The 20463-nt window shown below is 72.5% G+C and carries 20 protein-coding genes; 17 read left to right on the top strand and 3 right to left on the bottom strand.

Going from position 1 to position 20463, the window contains the following annotated elements; all coding sequences use genetic code 11:
- Nucleotides 1-131: 131 nt before the first annotated feature.
- The 9 genes from BXA11_RS34680 to BXA11_RS34640 all read left to right on the top strand — a co-directional run bounded on the left by BXA11_RS34680 (nt 132) and on the right by BXA11_RS34640 (nt 8785).
- On the top strand, nt 132-1955 hold the full coding sequence (locus BXA11_RS34680) for an alpha/beta fold hydrolase (protein ID WP_076441410.1): 1824 nt from the start codon (nt 132-134) through the stop codon (nt 1953-1955).
- A gap of 289 nt (nt 1956-2244) precedes the next feature.
- Entirely contained in the window at nt 2245-3210 is a 966-nt protein-coding gene (locus BXA11_RS34675; RefSeq protein WP_030507282.1) for an acetylxylan esterase, read from the top strand.
- A 161-nt stretch (nt 3211-3371) separates the two neighbouring features.
- On the top strand, nt 3372-3635 hold the full coding sequence (locus tag BXA11_RS34670) for a phosphoribosyl-ATP diphosphatase (RefSeq protein WP_030507281.1): 264 nt from the start codon (nt 3372-3374) through the stop codon (nt 3633-3635).
- 61 nt (nt 3636-3696) lie between these two features.
- A complete protein-coding gene (gene hisG, locus BXA11_RS34665; protein WP_030507280.1) occupies nt 3697-4542 on the top strand; it encodes an ATP phosphoribosyltransferase in 846 nt (281 codons plus the stop codon).
- A gap of 55 nt (nt 4543-4597) precedes the next feature.
- Nucleotides 4598-5164 (top strand): hypothetical protein, encoded by a 567-nt coding sequence (locus BXA11_RS34660; protein ID WP_143734694.1) that lies wholly within the window; start codon nt 4598-4600, stop codon nt 5162-5164.
- 121 nt (nt 5165-5285) lie between these two features.
- On the top strand, nt 5286-6170 hold the full coding sequence (locus BXA11_RS34655) for an ABC transporter ATP-binding protein (protein ID WP_030507278.1): 885 nt from the start codon (nt 5286-5288) through the stop codon (nt 6168-6170).
- Nucleotides 6171-6172: 2 nt separating this feature from the next.
- On the top strand, nt 6173-6910 hold the full coding sequence (locus tag BXA11_RS34650) for an ABC transporter permease (protein WP_076441408.1): 738 nt from the start codon (nt 6173-6175) through the stop codon (nt 6908-6910).
- Nucleotides 6911-7016: 106 nt separating this feature from the next.
- Nucleotides 7017-8183, top strand: coding sequence for a sensor histidine kinase (locus BXA11_RS34645; protein WP_076441406.1), 1167 nt, complete (start codon nt 7017-7019; stop codon nt 8181-8183).
- Complete coding sequence (locus tag BXA11_RS34640) at nt 8180-8785, top strand: response regulator transcription factor (protein WP_030507275.1); 606 nt, start codon at nt 8180-8182, stop codon at nt 8783-8785. The genes BXA11_RS34645 and BXA11_RS34640 overlap by 4 nt, the downstream gene beginning before the upstream one ends.
- Nucleotides 8786-8798: 13 nt before the next feature.
- On the opposite strand, the gene BXA11_RS34635 is transcribed toward BXA11_RS34640, so the two are convergent.
- Complete coding sequence (locus tag BXA11_RS34635) at nt 8799-10136, bottom strand: EAL domain-containing protein (RefSeq protein WP_239104981.1); 1338 nt, start codon at nt 10134-10136, stop codon at nt 8799-8801.
- Between the two features lie 118 nt (nt 10137-10254).
- On the opposite strand from BXA11_RS34635, the gene BXA11_RS34630 reads away from it, so the two are divergent.
- The 5 genes from BXA11_RS34630 to BXA11_RS34610 all read left to right on the top strand — a co-directional run bounded on the left by BXA11_RS34630 (nt 10255) and on the right by BXA11_RS34610 (nt 16206).
- Nucleotides 10255-10962 (top strand): acVLRF1 family peptidyl-tRNA hydrolase, encoded by a 708-nt coding sequence (locus BXA11_RS34630; protein ID WP_076441404.1) that lies wholly within the window; start codon nt 10255-10257, stop codon nt 10960-10962.
- Nucleotides 10963-11111: 149 nt separating this feature from the next.
- The gene (locus BXA11_RS34625; protein WP_030507272.1) at nt 11112-12710 is read left to right on the top strand and encodes an ABC-F family ATP-binding cassette domain-containing protein; all 1599 of its coding nucleotides are present in this window, start codon (nt 11112-11114) and stop codon (nt 12708-12710) included.
- A 115-nt stretch (nt 12711-12825) separates the two neighbouring features.
- Nucleotides 12826-13041, top strand: coding sequence for a helix-turn-helix domain-containing protein (locus tag BXA11_RS34620; RefSeq protein ID WP_030507271.1), 216 nt, complete (start codon nt 12826-12828; stop codon nt 13039-13041).
- A gap of 201 nt (nt 13042-13242) precedes the next feature.
- On the top strand, nt 13243-14097 hold the full coding sequence (locus tag BXA11_RS34615; RefSeq protein ID WP_083744798.1) for an enoyl-CoA hydratase/isomerase family protein: 855 nt from the start codon (nt 13243-13245) through the stop codon (nt 14095-14097).
- Nucleotides 14098-14319: 222 nt separating this feature from the next.
- Entirely contained in the window at nt 14320-16206 is a 1887-nt protein-coding gene (locus BXA11_RS34610) for an ABC transporter ATP-binding protein (protein ID WP_076441401.1), read from the top strand.
- A gap of 28 nt (nt 16207-16234) precedes the next feature.
- On the opposite strand, the gene BXA11_RS34605 is transcribed toward BXA11_RS34610, so the two are convergent.
- Entirely contained in the window at nt 16235-17113 is an 879-nt protein-coding gene (locus BXA11_RS34605; RefSeq protein ID WP_076441399.1) for a sulfotransferase family protein, read from the bottom strand.
- Nucleotides 17114-17144: 31 nt separating this feature from the next.
- On the opposite strand from BXA11_RS34605, the gene BXA11_RS34600 reads away from it, so the two are divergent.
- The 3 genes from BXA11_RS34600 to BXA11_RS34590 all read left to right on the top strand — a co-directional run bounded on the left by BXA11_RS34600 (nt 17145) and on the right by BXA11_RS34590 (nt 20016).
- Nucleotides 17145-18107: a S66 peptidase family protein gene (locus BXA11_RS34600; protein ID WP_083744792.1), complete on the top strand. Its 963-nt coding sequence runs from the start codon at nt 17145-17147 to the stop codon at nt 18105-18107.
- 44 nt (nt 18108-18151) lie between these two features.
- Nucleotides 18152-19057 (top strand): hypothetical protein, encoded by a 906-nt coding sequence (locus BXA11_RS34595; RefSeq protein ID WP_239104982.1) that lies wholly within the window; start codon nt 18152-18154, stop codon nt 19055-19057.
- A 68-nt stretch (nt 19058-19125) separates the two neighbouring features.
- The gene (locus BXA11_RS34590; RefSeq protein WP_076441397.1) at nt 19126-20016 is read left to right on the top strand and encodes a GNAT family N-acetyltransferase; all 891 of its coding nucleotides are present in this window, start codon (nt 19126-19128) and stop codon (nt 20014-20016) included.
- Here BXA11_RS34590 and BXA11_RS34585 read toward each other — a convergent pair.
- The coding region (locus BXA11_RS34585; protein ID WP_143734693.1) for a glycoside hydrolase family 15 protein at nt 20001-20463 on the bottom strand (463 nt) is incomplete at its 5' end. The genes BXA11_RS34590 and BXA11_RS34585 overlap by 16 nt on opposite strands.

Raw genomic sequence — 20463 nt, 5'->3', positions numbered from 1 at the left:
GCATGCGTGATCGGAATCATGGCACACGGGACCAGCGTCCAGTCGGCATCCCGCGGCAACGGTGCATCCCACGGCAGGCGGGCGCCCCTGGACGGCGAGGCGACCCGGGCAGAGCGTACGGAGGTGTCGCCGTGAGCGCCGGGGAGCGGCACGCGCTGGTCCTGGGCGCGACCGGCTTCGTCGGGCGCCATCTGGTCCTCGCGCTCGGGCATGCGGGCGTCCGGGTGAGCACGGCGAATCGGAGCCGCGAGTCCTACCGGCGGCTCGCCCGCTGGCTGGCCGAGCACGGGCATGACGAGGCTCCGGCCGACCTCCGGGTGGATTTCACCAAGGCGTCGCCGGTCGAGGGGGAGCTCGGCGACGTCACGGAGGTCTACAACTGCGCCGGCGCCTACCGGTTCGGCATGACGGCGGACGAGGCGCGCCGCGCCAACGTCGACAGCGTCCGCGCGCTCGTCGCCTTCGCGGCGCGACTGCCGCGGCTGCGCCGCCTCGTCCACGTCTCCGGGTATCGGGTGGGCGGGCAGGATCCCCGCCCCTGGAGCGAGGAGCGGCGGCGGGCGACCTACCGGGCCCTGGGCGCGTACGAGGCGTCCAAGGTGGAGGCGGACGCCGTCTTCCGGTCCGAGGCCGAGCGGCTGGGCGTGCCCTGGTCGGTGGTCAATCCGGCCAGCGTGATCGGCGACAGCGTCACCGGCGAGGCCGGCCAGTACCTCGGGCTCGCGTCGACCCTGCGCGACCTCTGGCAGGGCGGTCTCCCGGCGGTGCCCGGAGACGCGCGCACGTTCGTGCCCGTGGTCGCGGTCGACTACCTCGCCCGGTTCATGACCCTGCTGCCGGTGGACGAGGCCGCCGAGCGCGCCTCCTACTGGCTGCTGGACGACGAGACGCCCACGCTGCCCGGCCTGATCGCGCTCGTCGCGGAGCATTACCGGGTCACGGCGCCCCGGGCGCGGGTTCCGGTGGCCGTGGTGAAGCGCCTGCCCCGCCGGCTCACGAAGGCCGATCCGGAGACGCTGACGTTCCTGTCGAGCGACCGCTATCCCACCGCCTCGGCGCGCGGCTTCGCCGATCGCCACGGCCTGACCATGCCGGACACCCACACGACGATCCGCCGCTGGGCCGACCACCTGGCGGCGAGCCGGTTCGGGGACGCCCCCGCCGGCGGCAGACGGTTCACCGCTCCGGGTGGGGTGCGGACGTTCGAGCTCGGCGAGCCGGGCGCGCCCACGGTGGTGCTGCCGGGTCTGCCGGTCAACGCCGACACCTGGGCGCCGGTCGTCGCGGCGCTGGGCCGGGCCCGCGCCGCCGACCTGCCGGGGCTGGGGATGAGCGCGGGGGATCGCGACGACTGGCCGTCCTGGCTGACGGCCCTCGTCACCGAGACCGGCGCGCGTCACATCGTCGGTCACTCCATCGGCGCCGCGGCGGCGGTGGAGGCCGCGTCCGCCCGTCCGGACGCGGTGGAGCGGCTCACGCTCGTGGCCCCCTTCTTCCTCCAGGCGCGCCCGGCCTCCACCCCCCGGCTTCTGGCCCGCCGGTATCTCGGCCGGGTCTCGCCCAGGGCGCTGGCCGAGCGGCTCACCGGAGACCCGGCGCTCGCGGCCGCCCTCGAATCGAGCGTGGCGGATCTGCGCCGCGGCGCCGCCGCCACCGCGGCCCGGCTCCTGACCGCCGCGGCGTCGCCCCGGTGGCGGGCGGACCTCCGTGCCGAGCTGGCACGTCACCCGGGGCACGTGCATGTCGTGGTGGGCTCCCGCGACCCTCTCAGCCCGGAAGGACGGGCCCTTCTGGACACGCTCCCGCGGGCCGCCGTGACGGTGATCCCGGAGGCCGGTCATCACCCCCAGCTGACGCACCCGCAGGAGGTCGCCCGAGCCGTCGGCGCGGGGAACCGATCCCCGGGCGCATCGGCCGTCGGCCCTTCAGGCCGCGCAACACGATCCCGCGGGTGAAACAGCGCCGGAAGGCGAGGAAGAAGGCGATCGGAAGGCCGCGCTCTCGTCGCCGCCGGTGGGCCACGTGCAGAGTCGGCACTGAACCGGATGAGTTTCGACAGGGTGTTTCATCCCGTCAATCCGGGCGTCACGCCGTTCAGGGCGTGATCACGCAGGTGAACGGCGGGAAAGATGGTGAGCCGGATTCCGGCGAACGGCTCTTAATCGGATCAGAAGTCTGAAACAGGGCACTTGTGTAACCTTGCGGCGTACACGAGCCCAGGCCCACCACCTCACGGGAGCCCCCATGTTCGTCGACATGCCCCTTGACCAGTTGCGCGCGTACCTGCCCGAGCGCCGGGAGCCCGCCGACTTCGACGCTTTCTGGGACCGCACGCTGGCCGAGGCCCGCACGCACGACCTGAACCCCGTCTTCGAGCCGTACGAGGCCGACCTCGCGCTGGTCGACGTGGCCGACGTGACGTTCTCGGGATTCGGCGGGCATCCGATCAAGGGATGGTTCATCGCGCCCGCGGGCGCGTCTGGCCCGCTGCCGTGCGTGGTGGAGTTCATCGGGTACGGCGGCGGCCGCGGCCGGCCGCACGACTGGCTGCTGTGGCCGGCCGCGGGATACGCGACCTTTGTGATGGACACGCGCGGGCAGGGCGGCACCTGGCGCTCGGGCGACACCCCCGATCCGGTGGGCGGCAACGGCGCGCAGATCCCCGGCAAGCTCACCCAGGGCGTGTTCGACCGGGACGACTACTACTACCGGCGGCTCTACACCGACGTGGTACGCGCGGTCGAGGCGGCCAGGTCGCACCCCCTGGTGGACGCCGCGCGGGTCGTGGTGACCGGAGGCAGCCAGGGCGGCGGCATGGCGCTGGCCGCCTCCGCGCTCGTGCCGGACCTCGCCTACGCGTTCGTCAACGTGCCGTTCATGTGCGACATCCGGCGCGCCGTCGAGATCACCGACGAGGAGCCGTACGGCGAGCTGGGCCGGTTCTGCGGCATCCACAGGACCCGGGTCGAGGACATCTTCGCGACCATCGACTACTTCGACGGGCTTCACTTCGCCGCGCGGGCCCGCACGCCCGCCCGGTTCTCCGTGGCCCTGCGCGACGGCGTGACCCCGGCCTCGACCGTGTTCGCGGCCTACAACCACTACGCCGGTCCCAAGGACATCACGGTCTGGCCGTTCAACGGTCATGAGGGCGGGGAGTCGCAGCAGGCGCTCGAGCAGCTCAGGCTGGCCAGGAAGATCCTGGGCTGAGCCCGATCACCGAGGCCCGATCCCCGGGGCCCGATCTCCCGGGAATCGAGCCCGGGAGTGGGGCCGATCTCGCAGGGTGGACGCGGGGAGCGGCGGCCCGCCCCCGCGACTACCCTGGGGCCGATACCCTGAAGGCGCACGTCCACGATCCGAGAGAGACCATGAAGACCTTCGAAGAGCTGTACGCCGAGCTGGCAGAGAAGGCGCGCACCCGGCCCGCGGGGTCGGGCACCGTGGCCGCCCTGGACGCCGGCGTCCATGCCATCGGCAAGAAGGTCGTCGAGGAGGCCGCGGAGAGCTGGATGGCGGCCGAGCACGAGTCGGCGGACCGGGCGGCCGAGGAGATCTCGCAGCTGCTCTATCACGTCCAGGTCCTGATGCTGGCGCGCGGAATCGGGCTGGACGAGGTCTACAAGCATCTGTAGCCGCCACGGCGGCCGCAGATCGTCCATCGACCTCGTTCTTGCCTGAAAGGATCTTCCACCCATGCTGCGCATCGCCGTACCGAACAAGGGCGCGCTCTCCGAGGCCGCCCAGACCATGCTGAAAGAGGCGGGCTACCGCCAGCGCAGGGACAGCAAGGAGCTCGTGGTCGTCGACTCCGAGAACTCCTGCGAGCTGTTCTTCCTCCGCCCGCGCGACATCGCCGTCTACGTCGGCGAGGGCACCCTGGACGCCGGCATCACCGGGCGCGACATGCTGTTCGACTCCGGCGCCCCCGCCGAGGAGGTCATGCCGCTCGGGTTCGGCCGGTCGACGTTCCGCTTCGCCTCCGCGCCGGGCGCCCACTCCGGTGTGACCGACCTGTCCGGGCTGCGCATCGCCACCTCGTACGCCGGGCTGCTCGGCAAGCACCTCGCCGACCAGGGCGTGGACGCCCGGGTCATCAAGCTCGACGGCGCGGTCGAGACGGCGATCAGGCTCGGCGTCGCCGACGCGGTCGCCGACGTGGTGGAGACCGGCACGACGCTGCGCAACGTCGGCCTCGAGGTGTTCGGCGAGCCGATCGCGCACTCCGAGGCCATCTTGATCAAGCGGGCCGGCGCCCCCGAGGCCAACGGCTTCCAGCAGCTCATCCGGCGCCTGCAGGGCGTGCTCGTGGCCCGCGACTTCGTGATGATCGACTACGACATCCGGGCCGAGCGCATCGACGAGGCCATCGCCATCACCCCGGGCATGGAGGGGCCGACCGTCTCCCCGCTCCACCGCGAGGGCTGGGTGGCCGTGCGGGCGATGGTCCCGCGCAAGGGCCACCAGCAGGTGATGGACCAGCTCTGGGAGATCGGCGCCAAGGCGATCCTGGTCACCGCGATCTTCGCCTGCCGTCTCTGAATCAGGCTGTTCCGGCCCGCTGTCACCGGGGCGCGCCGTGTGTCAAGATCGCGTCATGATGCGATTACATCGTCTGCTGGTGCCGTTGATGTGCGCGCTCACCCTCGCGGCGGGCGCGCCCGCCGTCGCGGCGGAGCGTTCGGCGACCAGCGCGGGGGCGGCGGACGTCCCCGCGACGCAACTCGACGCGATCCGCAGGCTCGACTTCATGGTCGGGAAATGGGCCGGCTCGGGATGGGTCGACACCGCCACCGGCCGGCAGGAGTTCCTCCAGACCGAGAAGGTCGCCTACAAGGCGGGCGGCCAGGTGCTCACGGTGGAGGGCGAAGGGCGGGACAAGGCCGATCCGCGCAGGATCGTGGACACCGCGCTCGCGGTCGTCAGCTACAGCGACGCGACCGGGCAGTACCGGTGGGAGGCGTTCTCCCAGGGGCACGTCACCGAGTCCGTGCCCGTGGTCGGCGACCACACCTTCCAATGGAGCCTCCAGACCGGGGGGCCCACCATCCGCTACACCCTGAGCTTCACCGGCAGAACGTGGCACGAGGTCGGTGAGTACACCCTCGACGGCGGCGCCACCTGGCGGCAGAACTTCCAGATGGACCTGAGACGAGTGGCCTGACGATCCCGGCGTTCCCTCCCTCCCCTCTCGTGTGGGGGAGGGAGGCGGGTGACAAATGTCATCGCGAAGGCCGGAGACGCGGCACTGATGATCGGGCACGCCCGATCCCTACCGTGAAGGCATGAACGCCATCGCCTTCACCGGCGTCACGAAGAGATACGGGGACGTCCTCGCGGTCGACGGCCTCGACCTGGAGATCCCGGCCGGCGCCACGGTCGCCCTCCTCGGGCCGAACGGGGCCGGGAAGTCCACCTCCATCAACATGCTGCTGGGCCTGCTGCGGCCCAGCTCCGGGGAGATCCGGGTCTTCGGCTCGCCGCCCGAGACGGCGGTCGCCGACGGGGAGATCGGCGCGATGCTCCAGGAGGGCGCGCTGATCCCCGAGCTGACCGTGGCCGAGACCGTGGACTTCGTCCGGCGGCTCTACCCCCGTCCGCTGCCGCTGGAGGAGATCCTCCGGCTCGCCGACCTCACCGAGCTCGCCCGGCGGCGGGCCGACCGGCTGTCCGGCGGCCAGACCCAGCGGGTCCGGTTCGCGCTGGCCATCGCGGGCGGGCCGAGACTGCTGCTGCTCGACGAGCCCACCGCGGCCATGGACGTCGAGTCCCGCCGCACGTTCTGGGACAACATGCGGGCGTACGCCGCGGGGGGCCGGACGATCCTGTTCGCCACCCACTATCTGGAGGAGGCCGACGAGAACGCCGACCGGGTCGTCGTGATCGCCCGCGGCCGGGTCGTCGCCGACGGCAGCGCCGCCGAGATCAAGGCCGGGGTCGCCGGTCAGGCGGTGAGCTTCCTGCTGGGCGACCAGCCGGTCGCCGGGCTCGACGCCCTGCCCGGGACGACCGGCGTGGAACTCCAGGGCGGCCGGGTCACGCTGCGCACCACCGACCTCGACGCCACCGTCGCCGCCCTGTATCGCAAGACCACCCTCGACGTCCGCGACCTCCAGGTCCACGGGGCCGACCTGGAGGACGCCTTCCTCGCCCTCACCAAGGAGGCCTGACGATGCGGCACTACATCAAGGTCGAAATGCTGCGGATGCTGCGCAACAAGCGCTACATCATCTTCGTGGTGGCCTTCCCCGTCGGGTTCTACCTCCTCTACTCCAACCTCTGGGGGTCGGAGTCCGACCAGGCGACGGGGCTGCGCGGCAGCGTCCTGCTGATGGTCTCGATGGCCGCGTACGGCGCGCTGGCCGCCGCCATGATGTCGACGGCCGTGCCCTGGTCGCAGGAGCGGCACAGCGGCTGGCTGCGGCAGCTCCAGATCACCCCGCTGCCGGGCCGGGCGATCATCCTGACGAAGCTGGCCTCCTCGATGCTGCTGGTGCTGCCGTCGCTGCTGCTGGTCGGCCTGGCCGCGGTGCTGACCCAGCACGTCTCGCTGCCGCCGCTGCAGTGGGCGGAGCTGATCCTGGCGATGTGGGCCGGCACGATCCCGTTCGCGGCGCTGGGTCTGGCGATCGGATCCCTGCTGCCGCCCGACACCGCGCAGCCCGTCGCGATGATCGGCATGTTCGGGCTGGCTCTTCTCGGCGGGCTCTGGTTCCCCGAGAGCATGATGCCCGCGGCCATGAAGAGCATCGCCCACGTGACCCCGTCGTACGACTACGCGCGCGTCGGATGGCAGATCGCGGCGGGCGAGGCCCCGCACGCGGCCGACGCGGCCGGCATCCTCGCCTGGGGGGTGGCCTTGGTGGCGCTGGCGCTCGTCGCCTACCGTCGTGCAACGGTGCGCGCCTAAGGAACAGTGCGACGGTGCGCGCCTAAGGAACAGTGCGACGGTGCGCGCCTAAGGAACAGTGCGACGGTGCGCGCCTGACATCCACCATGTTCGGAGGGACAGCGGGATGAGCCGGCTGGCCAACGTGTTCACCTTCGGCGGGATCGACGAGCGTCCCTCCCGCCTGAGGCGCCTGATGGGCATGTCGCTGGGCCTGATCTACCTCTTCTACCCGGTGTCCGAGGTGATCGACGGCACCGTGAGCGGCGCGCGGGCGGTCTGGTGGATGGGCGCGCTCGCGGCCTTCGTGGCCGTCTACCTGGCGGTCGTGCTGGGGCCGCGCGATCTCGATCACCACCCCCGGTGGATGTTCCCCCTGCTCGGCGTCGTGACGACGATGGCGGCCGTCTTCCCGTTGATCTTCCGGAGCCCCTCCTGGCTGACCCTGCTGGTCTACATGGTGGTCGTCTACGCGATGGGCCTGCAGCCCCGCCGCGCCCTGCTGGGGATCGCGGCGATGGCCGGGCTCGTCCTCGCCGAGGGCAAGGTCATGGGCGCCGACGACGGCACGGTGTGGGCGCTCGTGCTGCAGATCATCACGCTCGGCGTGCTGTTCGTGAGCGTCCGCAACACCCGCGTCCTCGTCGTCCAGCTCAGGCAGGCGCAGAGCGAGGTCGCCAGGCTGGCCGCCACGGAGGAGCGGCTGCGGATCGCCAGGGACCTGCACGACCTGCTGGGACACAGCCTCTCGCTCATCGTGCTCAAGAGCGAGCTGGCCCGCCGCCTGGGCGAGCAGGGCTCGAAGAAGGCCGCCGGAGAGGTGGCGGACATCGAGTCGGTGGCGCGGCAGGCGCTGGCCCAGGTGCGCGAGGCCGTCAGCGAATACCGCCGGCGCCGCCTGTCGGAGGAGATCGACGGCGCCAGGTCGGCGCTGGGCGCCGCCGACGTCGCCCTCACCGTGCGCACCCGCGGCACCCCGCTGCCCGAGGACCTCGACGGCCTGTTCGCCTGGGCCGTGCGCGAGGCCACCACCAACGTGGTCCGGCATTCCGGGGCCACCCGCTGCGAGATCGACGTGTCGTACGGCGAGGAGGGCGCGGTGCTGGAGATCGCCGACAACGGCGGCGGCGCGTACGAGCCGGGCAACGGCCTCACCGGGCTCGGCGAGCGGGTGCGTGCGGCGGGCGGGAGCCTGAAGGTCGAGGCCGGCAAGCATGGGTTCAGGGTGCGGGTGGCGGTTCCGCCGCCCCTGGACCGTACGGCCGAGGTGATCGCGGATAGGTTGGGCCAGTGATCAGGGTCGTGCTGGCGGAAGACCAGAGCATGGTGCGGGGAGCGCTCGCCTCCCTGCTCGGCCTGGAGCCCGACATCGAGGTGGTCGGAGAGGCGTCGGACGGCGACGAGGTGATCGGCGTCGCCGAGGCGACCAAGCCGGACGTCGCGCTGCTCGACATCGAGATGCCCGGCAGGGACGGGATCTCTGCGGCCGAGGAGCTGCGCCGCCGGGTCCCCGGGTGCCGGGTGGTGATCCTCACGACCTTCGGCAGGCCCGGCTACCTGCGCCGCGCGATGGAGGCGGGGGCGGTGGCCTTCCTGGTGAAGGACAGCCCGGCGAGCGAACTCGCCGCCGCGATCAGGCGGGTGCTGCGGGGCGAGCGCGTGATCGATCCGGGACTGGCCGCCGCCGCGCTCAGCGCCGGGCCGAACCCCCTGTCGCCGCGCGAGCGCGACGTGCTGTCCGCCGCCGCGGACGGCTCGACGATCAACGACATCGCGCTGCGGCTGCACCTGTCGGAGGGCACGGTGCGCAACTACCTGTCGGCGGCCATCCACAAGACCGGCGCGCGCAACCGGATCGAGGCCGTCCAGAAGGCCCAGGCGCAGGGCTGGCTCTGACCGCGAGGCGGGCTCAGCGGGCCGACCGCGACTGGAGGTCGGCGGCGTGCCGCAGCAGGTCGCCGACCCGCACCACGCCCATGCACCTGCCGACTTCGTCGACCACCACGAGGTCGTCGTACACGCGGGTGTTGTCCCGCCCCGCCACCTGCATGGCCGCGATCACCGGGGTCGTCTTCGCCACGATCTTCGCCGTGTCCGCCAGGCGGCCGGCCGCCTTCTTCGCGTGCAGCGCGTGGCCGTACGCCCCGGCCATGAAGAGCAGGAACCGGCTGCGGTCGATGCTGCCCTGCGGCCGCTGGTATTCGTCCACCAGGATCACGCTCGTGATCGAGGGCTCGGCGCTCAGCACGGCGACCACCTCCTCGGCCGTCGACTCGGCCGGCAGCGTGACCGCGGGGAGCAGGAGCTCCTGCACCCTGGGGCCCAGCGACGCGGTGGCGGCGGTCGCCTCCGGCACCGGCAGCGGCACGTGGACCCGGTTGTACCCGTGGGAGGGCCGCCAGTCGAACGGCGCGAGCAGGGGACCCTGCGCGAGCCGGATCCCCCAGCCGCGTACGGCCGCGAGCTGTGTCTCGTCCCGCACGCCCGGGGCGAGCACGTGCGCGCCGACGCCGCGCGCGAGCCGGACCAGCGACTCCGCGAGCGCGCCGCGCCGGGGATCGCGCGGCCCTCGTGCCACCACGTCGGGGGACAGCGCGATCATGTACGGCGAGGCGTCGGCGAGCAGGTCGAGAGGCAGCGCGGCGGTGCCGATCCCGCCGAACGCGATGAGGTAACCCACCGCCCGCAGCCCGTCGATCCCGGACAGCAGGGCGGTGCGCTCCACGGACGCGGAGCCGCCCTCGATCACGAGGATGACCTCGCGGGGACGCCGGTTGCACACGCGCATGGCCTCGTGCAGCGACGCGAGGCCGGCCGAGCCGCCGGCCACGGCGGCGGCGGAGATCGGCAGGACCAGCGGCAGCAGGGCCTCCTCGCGGGCGGCGGCCAGCAGACCGTTCACCGTGCTCGCCATGCCCGGGCCGCCGTAGGAGGCGCCCTCGCTGATCACCTCGACGGCCACGGCGCCGCCGGTGTCGAGATCGACCACCGGGAGGAAGACCGGGGCGGCCGGGCCGGGGAGGCCGGACGCGGAGGGCGCGTGCGCGCGCTGGTCGTATGGCTGGGCGGGGGCCGCGGGGGTGTATCTCCGCACCATGGTGGCCGGGTCGTGCTCCCGCGCGACGTCGGCCGTCGGATGTTCCCACCCGCTGTCCGGGGGGAACGGGGTCGCCGGGGCCGCGCCGGGCGCCGGGACGCGTTGAGAGGTCGCGGCGGGCGGCGCCGCCGGGTGGACGGGGAGCGACACGATTGAATTCTGGGACACCCGAGCTGCGGTGTTGCCGTTCGCGGGGGGAAATTCACCTATATTTCCCTGTCAGTTGGACGGAATCCTACAGACGGGTGTCCGGGTAGCCTGATCAGCCATGACGGCAGGGCCGGCCGCGGGAGGCGGCAGACGGATCTCGGTCGCCCCCGAGCGGCTCGCCGGATGGATCGCGCGTTTCGCCGAGCGGCACGGCGCGATCGAGGCCGTCGTCCTGCCCGGCCTGGTCCGTCTCGACGCCGCCGACGGCGCGGTCGCCGAGTGCCAGGTGCCGTTCCCGCCGCTGCGCCCCTCCCGCGGGGACGAGAGCGACGGCGGGGACGACAACGGAGACGAGGGTGAGTTCCGGCTTCCCCCGGCCGCGGCGGCGCTGGTGGCCCACGTATGCCGGGAGCGGACCGTCGGCGTGCTGCTGGCCCGGCTCGGCGGGCACGCCGCCGGCGTCTTCACCGGCGCCCGCCTCGTCACGGGCAAGGCCGGCTCGCGTCAGGTCCACGGGCGCAGCGCGGCGGGCGGATGGTCGCAGCAGCGCTTCGCCCGGCGCAGGGACAAGCAGTCGGCCGAGGCGCTGCGGGCCGCCGCCGACGTGGCCGCCCGGGTGCTCCTGCCGAGGCTCGCGGATCTGGAGGCCGTCGTGCTCGGCGGGGACCGGCGCTCGATCGACGAGATCAGGCGCGACCGGCGCCTCGCGCCGCTGTTCGCCCTGGAGTCCGGCCCCTTCCTCACCGTCCCCGACCCCCGGCCGGCGGTCCTGGAGGGCGCGCCCGCGCTCTTCCGCGCGGTACGCGTCCGCCTGCTCGACCCCTGACCGGCCGCGCGACGGAGGGGCACGGGCCGGGGTTTCGGCGCAGGCGCTGACGGACGGGGCGGCACTACACTTGAGCCCATGCGCACTCCCGATTGATCGCTCCCGATGCCGATCCTGACCTCATCACCCACGGGAGTGTCCCCTAAATCATGATCATCGCAACAGACATCGAACTTCGCGCCGGCTCGCGCCTGCTCATCGAGGGCGCCTCGTTCCGGGTGAACCCCGGCGACAAGATCGGCCTGGTCGGCCGCAACGGGGCCGGCAAGACCACCCTCACCAAGGTCCTGGCGGGAGAGGGTCTGCCCGCCGCGGGCACGGTCACGATCTCCGGCAGCGTCGGCTACCTGCCGCAGGACCCCCGCACCGGCGACCTGAGCGTGCTGGCGCGCGACCGGATCCTGTCGGCCCGCGGCCTCGACGAGGTGCTCCGCGAACTGCGCGAGGCCGAGACCGGGATGGCGGCCGACGACCAGCGCGTGCGCGACCGGGCGGTGCGCGCCTACGGCCGCCTGGAGGACCGCCTGCACGTCCTCGGCGGCTACGCGGCGGAGTCGGAGGCGGCCTCGATCGCATCGAGCCTCGGGCTGCCCGACCGCGTCCTCGGCCAGCCGCTGGCGACCCTGTCCGGTGGTCAGCGACGACGGGTCGAGCTGGCCCGCATTCTGTTCTCCGGAGCGGAGACTCTCCTGCTTGACGAGCCGACAAACCACCTCGATGCGGACTCGATCGGCTGGCTTCGTGAGTTTTTGCGCTCGCACCAGGGCGGCTTGGTGATCATCAGCCATGACGTAAACCTTCTTGATGCGACGGTAAACCGGGTGCTCCATCTCGACGCCAACCGCTGCGTGATCGACACCTACAACGTTGGCTGGAAGGCCTACCTCGCCCAGCGGGAGACCGACGAGAAGCGGCGCAAGCGCGAGCGGGCCAACGCCGAGCGGCAGGCGTCCGCGCTGCTGTCCCAGGCCGACCGCATGCGGGCGAAGGCCACCAAGGCCAAGGCGGCCCAGGACATGGAGCGGCGCGCCCGGCGGCTGCTGTCCGGCGTCGAGGGGGAGCGGCGCTCCGACCGCGTCGCCAAGCTGCGCTTCCCCGACCCCGCGCCCTGCGGGAAGACCCCGCTGACGGCCCGCGGCCTGTCCAAGTCGTACGGCTCGCTGGAGGTGTTCACCGACGTCGACGCCGCGGTCGACCGGGGCTCCCGGATCGTCATCCTGGGCCTGAACGGCGCGGGCAAGACCACCCTGCTGCGCCTGTTCGCGGGCATCGAGAAGCCCGACACCGGCGAGGTCATGCCGGGCCACGGGCTCAAGCTCGGCTACTACGCGCAGGAGCACGAGACGCTCGACTCCGGACGCACGGTCCTGGAGAACATGCGGTCGGCCGGGCCCGACCTGGCCGACGTCGACCTGCGCAAGGTGCTGGGGTCGTTCCTGTTCACCGGCGACGACGTGGACAAGCCCGCGGGGGTCCTGTCCGGCGGCGAGAAGACCCGTCTCGCCCTCGCGACGCTGGTGCTGTCGAGTGCCAACGTGCTGCTGCTCGACGAGCCCACCAACAACCTCGATCCGGCCTCCCGCGACCAGGTGCTGACCGCCCTCGGCTCCTACACGGGCGCGATTGTGCTGGTCACGCACGACGAGGGGGCGGTGGAGGCGCTGAAGCCGGATAGGGTGATTCTGTTGCCAGACGGAGTAGAAGACGCATGGAGCGACGAATTTTCCGATCTTGTGGCGCTTGCCTGATCTTAATTTGAGCGGGTAGGGATCTTTTCCCGCGGAGTAGGTAGCCGATCCCGTCGAAATGACTGATCATGGGCTGAGGTAACGCTGCGGAAGTCTGGCACTACAGGAGGTACTCGTGGCCGAGACTCTGAAGAAGGGCACCCGGGTGACCGGGGCCGACCGGGAAAAGCTGGCCGCTGATCTCAAGAAGCGCTATTCCGCGGGTGAGAGCATCCGCGCTCTGGCTGCTTCCACCGGCCGGTCGTACGGGTTCATCCACCGCATCCTGAGCGAGTCCGGGGTGACTCTGCGCGGGCGCGGCGGCGCGACCCGGGGCAAGTCCAAGCGCTAGAGATCCACCTCAAGACGCGCGACCGCAGCCGCTCGTTCCTGCAAGGAGGAGCGGTCGCGTCCGACTCGCCAGAACGATATTCGGTAAGCTCGGGCGCGACCGCGGGATGAACAGGAGGGCGGACGCCCGGCACGGACGGTGCGCCGCACCGGACCGGCCGTGCGAGGCGACGTCGCTCCGCACCGGACGCAGGAGCAGGGCATGGCGGAAGCGGCAATGGGGGGGAATCTGGAGCACGCCCGTGGGAGGGGCGAGGGCTCCGATGTGTCGACGATCTCGGCGGCCGAGCCGGCCGGGGTCGGACTGCGCTTCGAGGTGGACGGCGAGATCGCGACCGTCACTTTGGACCGGCCGGACAAGCGCAACGCTCAGACGTTCGCGATGTGGTCGGCCCTGGCCCGGATCGGGGAAACCCTTCCGGAGCAGGTGAGAGTGGTCGTGGTCAAAGGCGAGGGGCCGTCCTTCTCAGCCGGAATCGACCTGCGCATGTTCACGCCCGAGGGGGTGCCCGGGCAGGAATCGTTCGCGAGCGCCGCGACGCTCGGCGACACCGAGTTCGAGCAGCGGATCGCGGAGGCCCAGAAGGGCTTCCTGTGGCTGCGCAGGCCGGAGATCGTGTCGATCGCGGCCGTGCAGGGCCATGCGATCGGGGCGGGCTTCCAGCTCGCACTCGCGTGCGACCTGCGTGTCGTCGCCGACGACGTGAAGTTCTGCATGAAGGAGCCCGCGCTGGGGCTGGTTCCCGACCTGACCGGGACCAAGCCCCTGGCCGACATCGTGGGGGTTCCCCGGGCCATCGAGATGTGCCTGACCGCGCGCACCGTGGGGGCCGCCGAGGCCGTACGGCTCGGCCTGGCCGAGATCGCGGTGCCCACGTCCGAGCTGGCCCAGGCCGTGCAGGATCTGGCCGCCGCGCTGCTGGCGACCGACCGCGCCGCCGCGGCCGCCACCAAGAGGCTGCTGCAGGCCGCGCCGGGGCGCACGCTGGAGGAGCAGGCCGCCGCCGAGCGGGTCGAGCAGGTGGCGCGCATCCGGGCGCTGTTCGGGGCGAGCTGAAGGGCGCCGCTCAGGCCGAGCTGAAGGGCGCTGTTCGAGCCGAGCTGATGGGCGGTGTTCGGGGCGGACTTATGGGCAGTGTTCAGGCCGGGCTCATGGGCACTGCTCCGGGCGAACTAGGGTCGATGTCCGAGGCGAACGGATACGTGCTGTTCGCTTCGAGCTGACGGCGGAATCGGGGGAGTCCTCCCACTGCTGCACGGCTGGGAGGATGTACGGCATATGTCGATGATGAACGGGGGCTACGGCTTCCAGGTGATGCGGTCCTTACGGCGTGACAGCTCCGTGACGAAGGAGCGGATCGCGCCGGGGACCGTCCGGCGCATCGCCGGCTACGCCCGGCCGTTCCGCGCCCAGATCGCCGGTTTCCTCGCGCTGGTCGTGGTCGACGCGGTCATCGTGGTCGCCAACCCGCTGCTGATGAAGGCGATCATCGATTACGGCATCACCCCCAAGCGGGTCGACGTGGTGGTGTGGCTCGCCGTGGCGATCGCGGGGCTCGCGGTGCTGGACGCCGGGCTCGGCCTGCTGCAGCGGTGGTATTCCTCACGCATCGGCGAGGGCCTGATCTACAACCTGCGCACCGAGGTCTTCGACCACGTGCAGCGCATGCCGGTCGCGTTCTTCATGCGGGCCCAGACCGGCGCACTGGTCTCCCGCCTGAACACCGACGTCATCGGAGCGCAGCGGGCCATCACCAGCACGCTGTCGTCGGTGGTGTCCAACGTCATCAGCCTGGTCATGGTGCTCGGCACCATGCTCGTGCTGTCGTGGCAGGTCACGCTGGTCGCGCTGGTCCTGTTGCCGATCTTCATCTTCCCGGCGAAGTGGGTCGGCCGCCGGATGTCCGCGCTGACCCGCGAGCAGATGCAGCTCGACGCCGAGATGAGCTCGGTGATGACCGAGCGGTTCAACGTGGCCGGGGCCATGGTCGCCAAGCTGTACGGCAGGCCGGACGACGAGGCGCTCCACTTCGCGGAGCGCGCGGGCCGGGTCCGCGACGTGGGCGTGATCGTCGCCATGTACGGCACGGTGTTCCGCATCGCGCTCGGCCTGGTCGCCGCGCTGGCGACCGCGCTCGTCTACGGCCTCGGCGGCGTGCTGGCGATCTCCGGGGCCTTCGCGCTCGGCACCCTGGTCGCCCAGTCGTCCCTGCTCATGCGCCTGTACGGCCCGCTGACCAGCCTGTCGAACGTCCACGTGGACGTGATGACCGCGCTGGTGAGCTTCGACCGGGTCTTCGAGGTGCTCGACCTCAAGCCGATGGTCGCCGAGAAGCCGGATGCGCGGCCGGTCCCCGAGGGGCCGGTCACGATCGAGTTCGACGACGTCCGCTTCCGCTACCCGGCCGCCTCCGATGTCTCGCTGGCATCGCTGGAGTCGGTGGCCCGCCCGGACACCGGGCCCTCCCAGGAGGTGCTCAAGGGCGTGTCGTTCACCGCGCACCCGGGCGAGCTGGTGGCGCTCGTCGGCCACTCGGGCGCGGGCAAGACGACCATCACCTCACTGGTGTCCCGGCTGTACGACGTGGACGAGGGGGCCGTCCGGATCAACGGCATGGACGTCCGCGACGCCACCCTGGACGGCATCAGGGACACGGTGGGAGTGGTCATGCAGGACGCCCACCTGTTCCACGACACGATCGGCAGCAACCTCCGCTACGCCCGTCCGGAGGCGACCGACGAGGAGGTCTGGGAGGCCCTGCGCGCGGCCCAGATCGCCGACCTGGTCAAGAACCTGCCGGAGGAGCTGGAGACGGTCGTCGGCGACCGCGGCTACCGGCTTTCCGGAGGGGAGAAACAGCGCATCGCCCTGGCCCGGCTCCTGCTGAAGGCGCCGCGGGTGGTGGTGCTGGACGAGGCCACCGCCCACCTGGACTCCGAATCCGAGGCCGCGGTGCAGCAGGCGCTGAAGACCGCGCTGCGCGGGAGGACGTCGCTGGTGATCGCCCACCGGTTGTCGACCATCCGCGAGGCCGACACGATCCTGGTGGTCGAGGACGGCCGGGTCGTCGAGCGCGGCCGGCACGAGGAGCTGCTGGAGCGGGGCGGCGCCTACGCCGAGCTGTACCGCACCCAGTTCACCGCGTCAGGGCAGAGCGGTTCCTGAGGCCCACGGCGGGCTGTGGGATGACGGCTCAGCGGTAGCCGAGGCGGGCGAGCTCCTCCCTGGCCACCTTCTCCACGAGCTCGGCGTCCTCGGCCGGCAGCCGCCTGCGCCAGCTCCCCGGCCGGGGGATCGCCGCGCCGTACAGCGCGATCGTGGAGATCTTGGCCTCCAGGAACGACGACACCGCGTCGATCGCGTCTCCCGGCGAGGCCACCACGTCCTCGTACCGCAGGGTGAGCAGGTGCTCGGCGGGCAGCTCGTGGCGCAGGGCGGCGCTCAGCCGTACGGCGCCGCGCCAGCGCAGGGCGCACTTGCCCGCGGGCGGCATCGCGGCCCAGCGCTCGCGGTGCTCGGCCGAGCGCACGCCGAGGAACGGATTGGGAAACTCGGCGTCCTCGCTCAGCATGTGGGGCTTGACCCAGGTCATGCAGGCGGGGTCGGCGAGCATGTCGGCGACGACGTCACGGCCGTCGCGGATGATCTGGATGAGCCGGGCGTCGGGGAATGCCTGCAGCAGCACCGGCGCGCTGTAGAGCAGGTCGGGGCTGGCGTCGCCGAACCGGGACAGCGAGCCCGGCCCGACGCAGGGCCCCGCCCCGACGATGCCGCCCGCCTCCCGGCAGGTGGCCGTGCACTCCGCGCACGCCGCCGGGACCACCTGCCACGCCTCCGCGAGCACGTCGCGCAGCACCTGCGGGGCGCCGCCGCTGCGGGCGATCGACGGCCTCCTGGCGAAGGCGTAGACGACCCGGGCCACCGGGCCCCTGCCCATGGTCACGTGGAAGCCGGGCGAGCGCTTGAGGGCACGGCCCAGCAGGTCCACGCCGGAGTGCGGCGCCGCGACAACGAACACCGGACGGCGGACCTTGACACCGTTGACCACGAGGATGTGCGTCGGAGGTCGCATAGATACCGCTAAGTCTGACACCCTTTGAAGGGTGAGCGAGCGCTTCCCGGGCGGGGCGGGCGGTGACGCCTCGGTAACGGTCCGGAGCCTGCCGCGGCGGCTGCGGCCGGGTGACACCGTCGCGCTGGTCGCGCCGGCCGGTCCCGTCGACCCCGTACTGCTCGAGCACGGCACCGAGCTCCTGACCGGGCTCGGGCTGCGGGTCGTGCACGGGGCGTCGATCCTCGCGCGGGAGGGCTACCTGGCCGGGCCGGACGCCGCGCGGGCGGCCGACCTCCAGGACGCGTGGTGCGATCCCGGGGTGGCGGCGGTCGTCTGCGCCAGGGGCGGCTACGGCACCACCCGGCTGCTCGGGCTGCTGGACTGGGACGCCATGGCGGCGGCCGGTCCGAAGATCCTGCTCGGGTCGAGCGACATCACCGCGCTGCACCGGGCCTTCGCCGACCGGCTGGGCCTGGCGACGCTGTTCGGGCCGATGCCGGCGACGGCGACGATCGGCGGCCCGGAGGGGCCCGAGCCGGCCACCTTCGCCCACCTGCGGGAGGCCCTGTTCGAGGGCGGCACGCCCGCGCCGGTCACGGGCGACCGGGTGATCGTGCCGGGCCGGGCCGAGGGCCCGCTCACGGGAGGCAACCTCGCCCTGCTCGCCGCCCTGTGCGGCACGCCGTACGCGCTGCGCGGGCGGGGCCGCATCGTGCTGCTGGAGGACGTCACCGAGGAGCCGTACCGGATCGACCGCATGGTGACGCAACTACTGCAGGCCGGGTGTCTCGACGGGGCGGCGGGCATCGTGCTGGGATCGTGGGTGGACTGCGGCGACCCGCTGCCCATGCTGGCCGAACGCCTGGCCCCGCTGGGCGTCCCGGTGCTGGCGGGGCTGCCTGTGGGCCACGGCACACCACAGATGAGTGTGTGGTTGGAGACGAATGTGGCTATTGTTGCCGAATCGTGTTCTCTCCTGGGCATGTTCCGCGACTCGGACGCGGCAACCTGAGACCCGCCCCGGAGGCATCCGGGCGGCGGCGAAGGGATGGTGCGTTGGGACTCTTGCGGCGACTGCTCAGCCGGACGCGGCCGGACCATCCCGCCCCGAGAGCTGTCGAGGACGTCGATCTCGACTCCCTGCTGGCCCTGGTCGCCGAGACCATGGGCTATACCTGCGCGTTCGCGGCCGACGGCACCTTCCTGCGGCTGACCTCGCCCGAGCGTGAGCGGGAGGTGAACCTCGTCGGCCTGCGCCGGGAGGCCGGTCGCCGTGCCCGCGAGGACTGGCCGATGCTGGTCTCCGAGCACCTGGCGCACGCCGTGTCGGGCGAGCCGTTCGACGCCTGCAACCTCACGCCCATCAAGCCGCTGCTGCGCACGCGGGTCCACGCCGCCGACGACCCGGCCTTCCCCGACCCCTCCCGGATCATCGGCCGCCACCTCAGCGCCGACCTGATCGAGGTGCTGACCGTCGGCGCCCGTCCGGTGCGGCCGGAGGAGGCCTTCTGCTGGCCCATCCCGCCGGCCGAGGCGCTCGACGTGGCCGTCGGCAACGCCCTGACCGACGAGCGGCCCACCGTGTCGCGGCTCGACCTCGCCGGGACCGAGGTGTCGCTGCTGACCGCGCCCAGCGCGGCGGCCCACCTGCGCCGCCTGACGGCGTACATGGACGTGCCCGAGGACGGCATGCTCGCCGTGCTGCCGCACCGGGGGATGGTCGCGGTGCACCCGGTGGCCGGCATCGGCGTGGTCCGCGCGATCGAGCGCCTGCGCATCTTCGCCCACCGGGAGCACGCCGGCCGGGCCGACGGGCTGAGCCCCCACGTGTACTGGTGGCGCAGGGGCAAGCTGACCCGCATCCAGGCCGACCTCATCAGCCACGACGGGCAGACCAGGCTGGTCGTCGCGCCGCCGCCGGAGTTCGCCCGGCTCCTCGCCCGCATCGCCGGCCAGAAGTAGCCGCGCCGGAAGTAGCCGCACCGGAAATCGCGTGCGGGGGGACGCCGGCCGGGGTGAGACTGGCCGGCATGACGACCGCGCGCTTCGACCGCAGACCGTACGCCGGGGCGGACGACCTGCGGGCGATGCAGCACCTCGCCGCCCGGTTGTGGTCGCCCGGGGCGACCTGGCACGTCGGCGACCTGGCGTGGGAACGCTTCCAGCACACGGGCAGGGAGCACGAGTGGCCGACCATGCTCTGGGACGCCGGTGACGCGACCGCGGCCTGGGGATGGGCCGATTCCGGCCACCTCGGTCTGGCGGCCGACCCGCGCCACCCCGCGCTGGCCGGCGAGGTCCTGGGCTGGTTCGCGGCGACGGTGCCCGCGACAGCGCCCGGGCAGGTCCGTTCGGTCACGGTCTCCAGCACCGAGACGCACCTGTTCCCGGCGCTCGAACGGCACGGCTATCGGCGTGCCGGCGACGGGCCCTTCTTCCTGCACATGGTCATGGACTTGGACGACGGCCTGCCCGCCCCGCGCCCGCCCGCCGGATACCGCCTGCGCGCGGTGGGCGACGCCGACGTCCCGCGACGCGCCGCCGCGCACCGGGCGGCGTTCCACCCGTCGCGCGTGACCGAGGAGAGCTACCAAGCGGTCCGGCGGGCCTGGCCGTATCGGCCGGACCTGGACTGGATCGCCGAGGCGCCGGACGGGAGCGCCGCGGCGTTCTGCCTGGTGTGGCTGGACGAGGCCAACCGGGCCGCCCGGATCGAGCCGGCCGGCACCGCGCCGGGCCACCGCGGGCGCGGCCTCGCGCGGGCCGTCTGCCTGGCCGCGCTGGATGCGGCGCGGCGGGCGGGCGCACGGCGGGCGGTGGTGAGCCCGCGCGGCGACGACGCCTATCCGGCGCCCGCCCGGCTCTACCGGTCGCTCGGGTTCCGGGAGTGCGCCAGGAGCCTCGGCTACCGCCCGGCGTAGCGGGTCAGCGCCCGGGCCGTACGGATCAGGTGGATGTGGCTGAAGGCTTGGGGGAAGTTGCCGAGTTGGCGGTCTGTTGTGGGGTCGTATTCCTCGGCGAGGAGGCCGACGTCGTTGGTGAGGGCGATGAGGTGTTGGAAGAGTTCGACGGCGTCGTTGTGGCGGCCGATCATTGCGCGGGCTTCGGCGAGCCAGAAGCTGCAGGCGAGGAAGGCGCCTTCGCGGCCGGGGAGGCCATCGACGGGGTTGTCTTCGGCGAGGGGGTAGCGCAGGACGAAGCCGTCGGTCATGAGTTCGCGTTCGATGGCTTCGACGGTGCCGATGACGCGGGGGTCGTCGGGGGGGAGGAAGCCGACGATGGGGATCTGGAGGAGTGCGGCGTCCAGTTCGCGGGAGCCGTAGGACTGGGTGAAGGTGTTGCGTACGGGGTCGTAGCCCTTGTCGCAG

It is taken from the genome of Microbispora rosea (assembly GCF_900156315.1).
Taxonomy (GTDB): domain Bacteria; phylum Actinomycetota; class Actinomycetes; order Streptosporangiales; family Streptosporangiaceae; genus Microbispora; species Microbispora rosea.
This window is presented reverse-complemented; position numbering and strand designations above follow the sequence as displayed.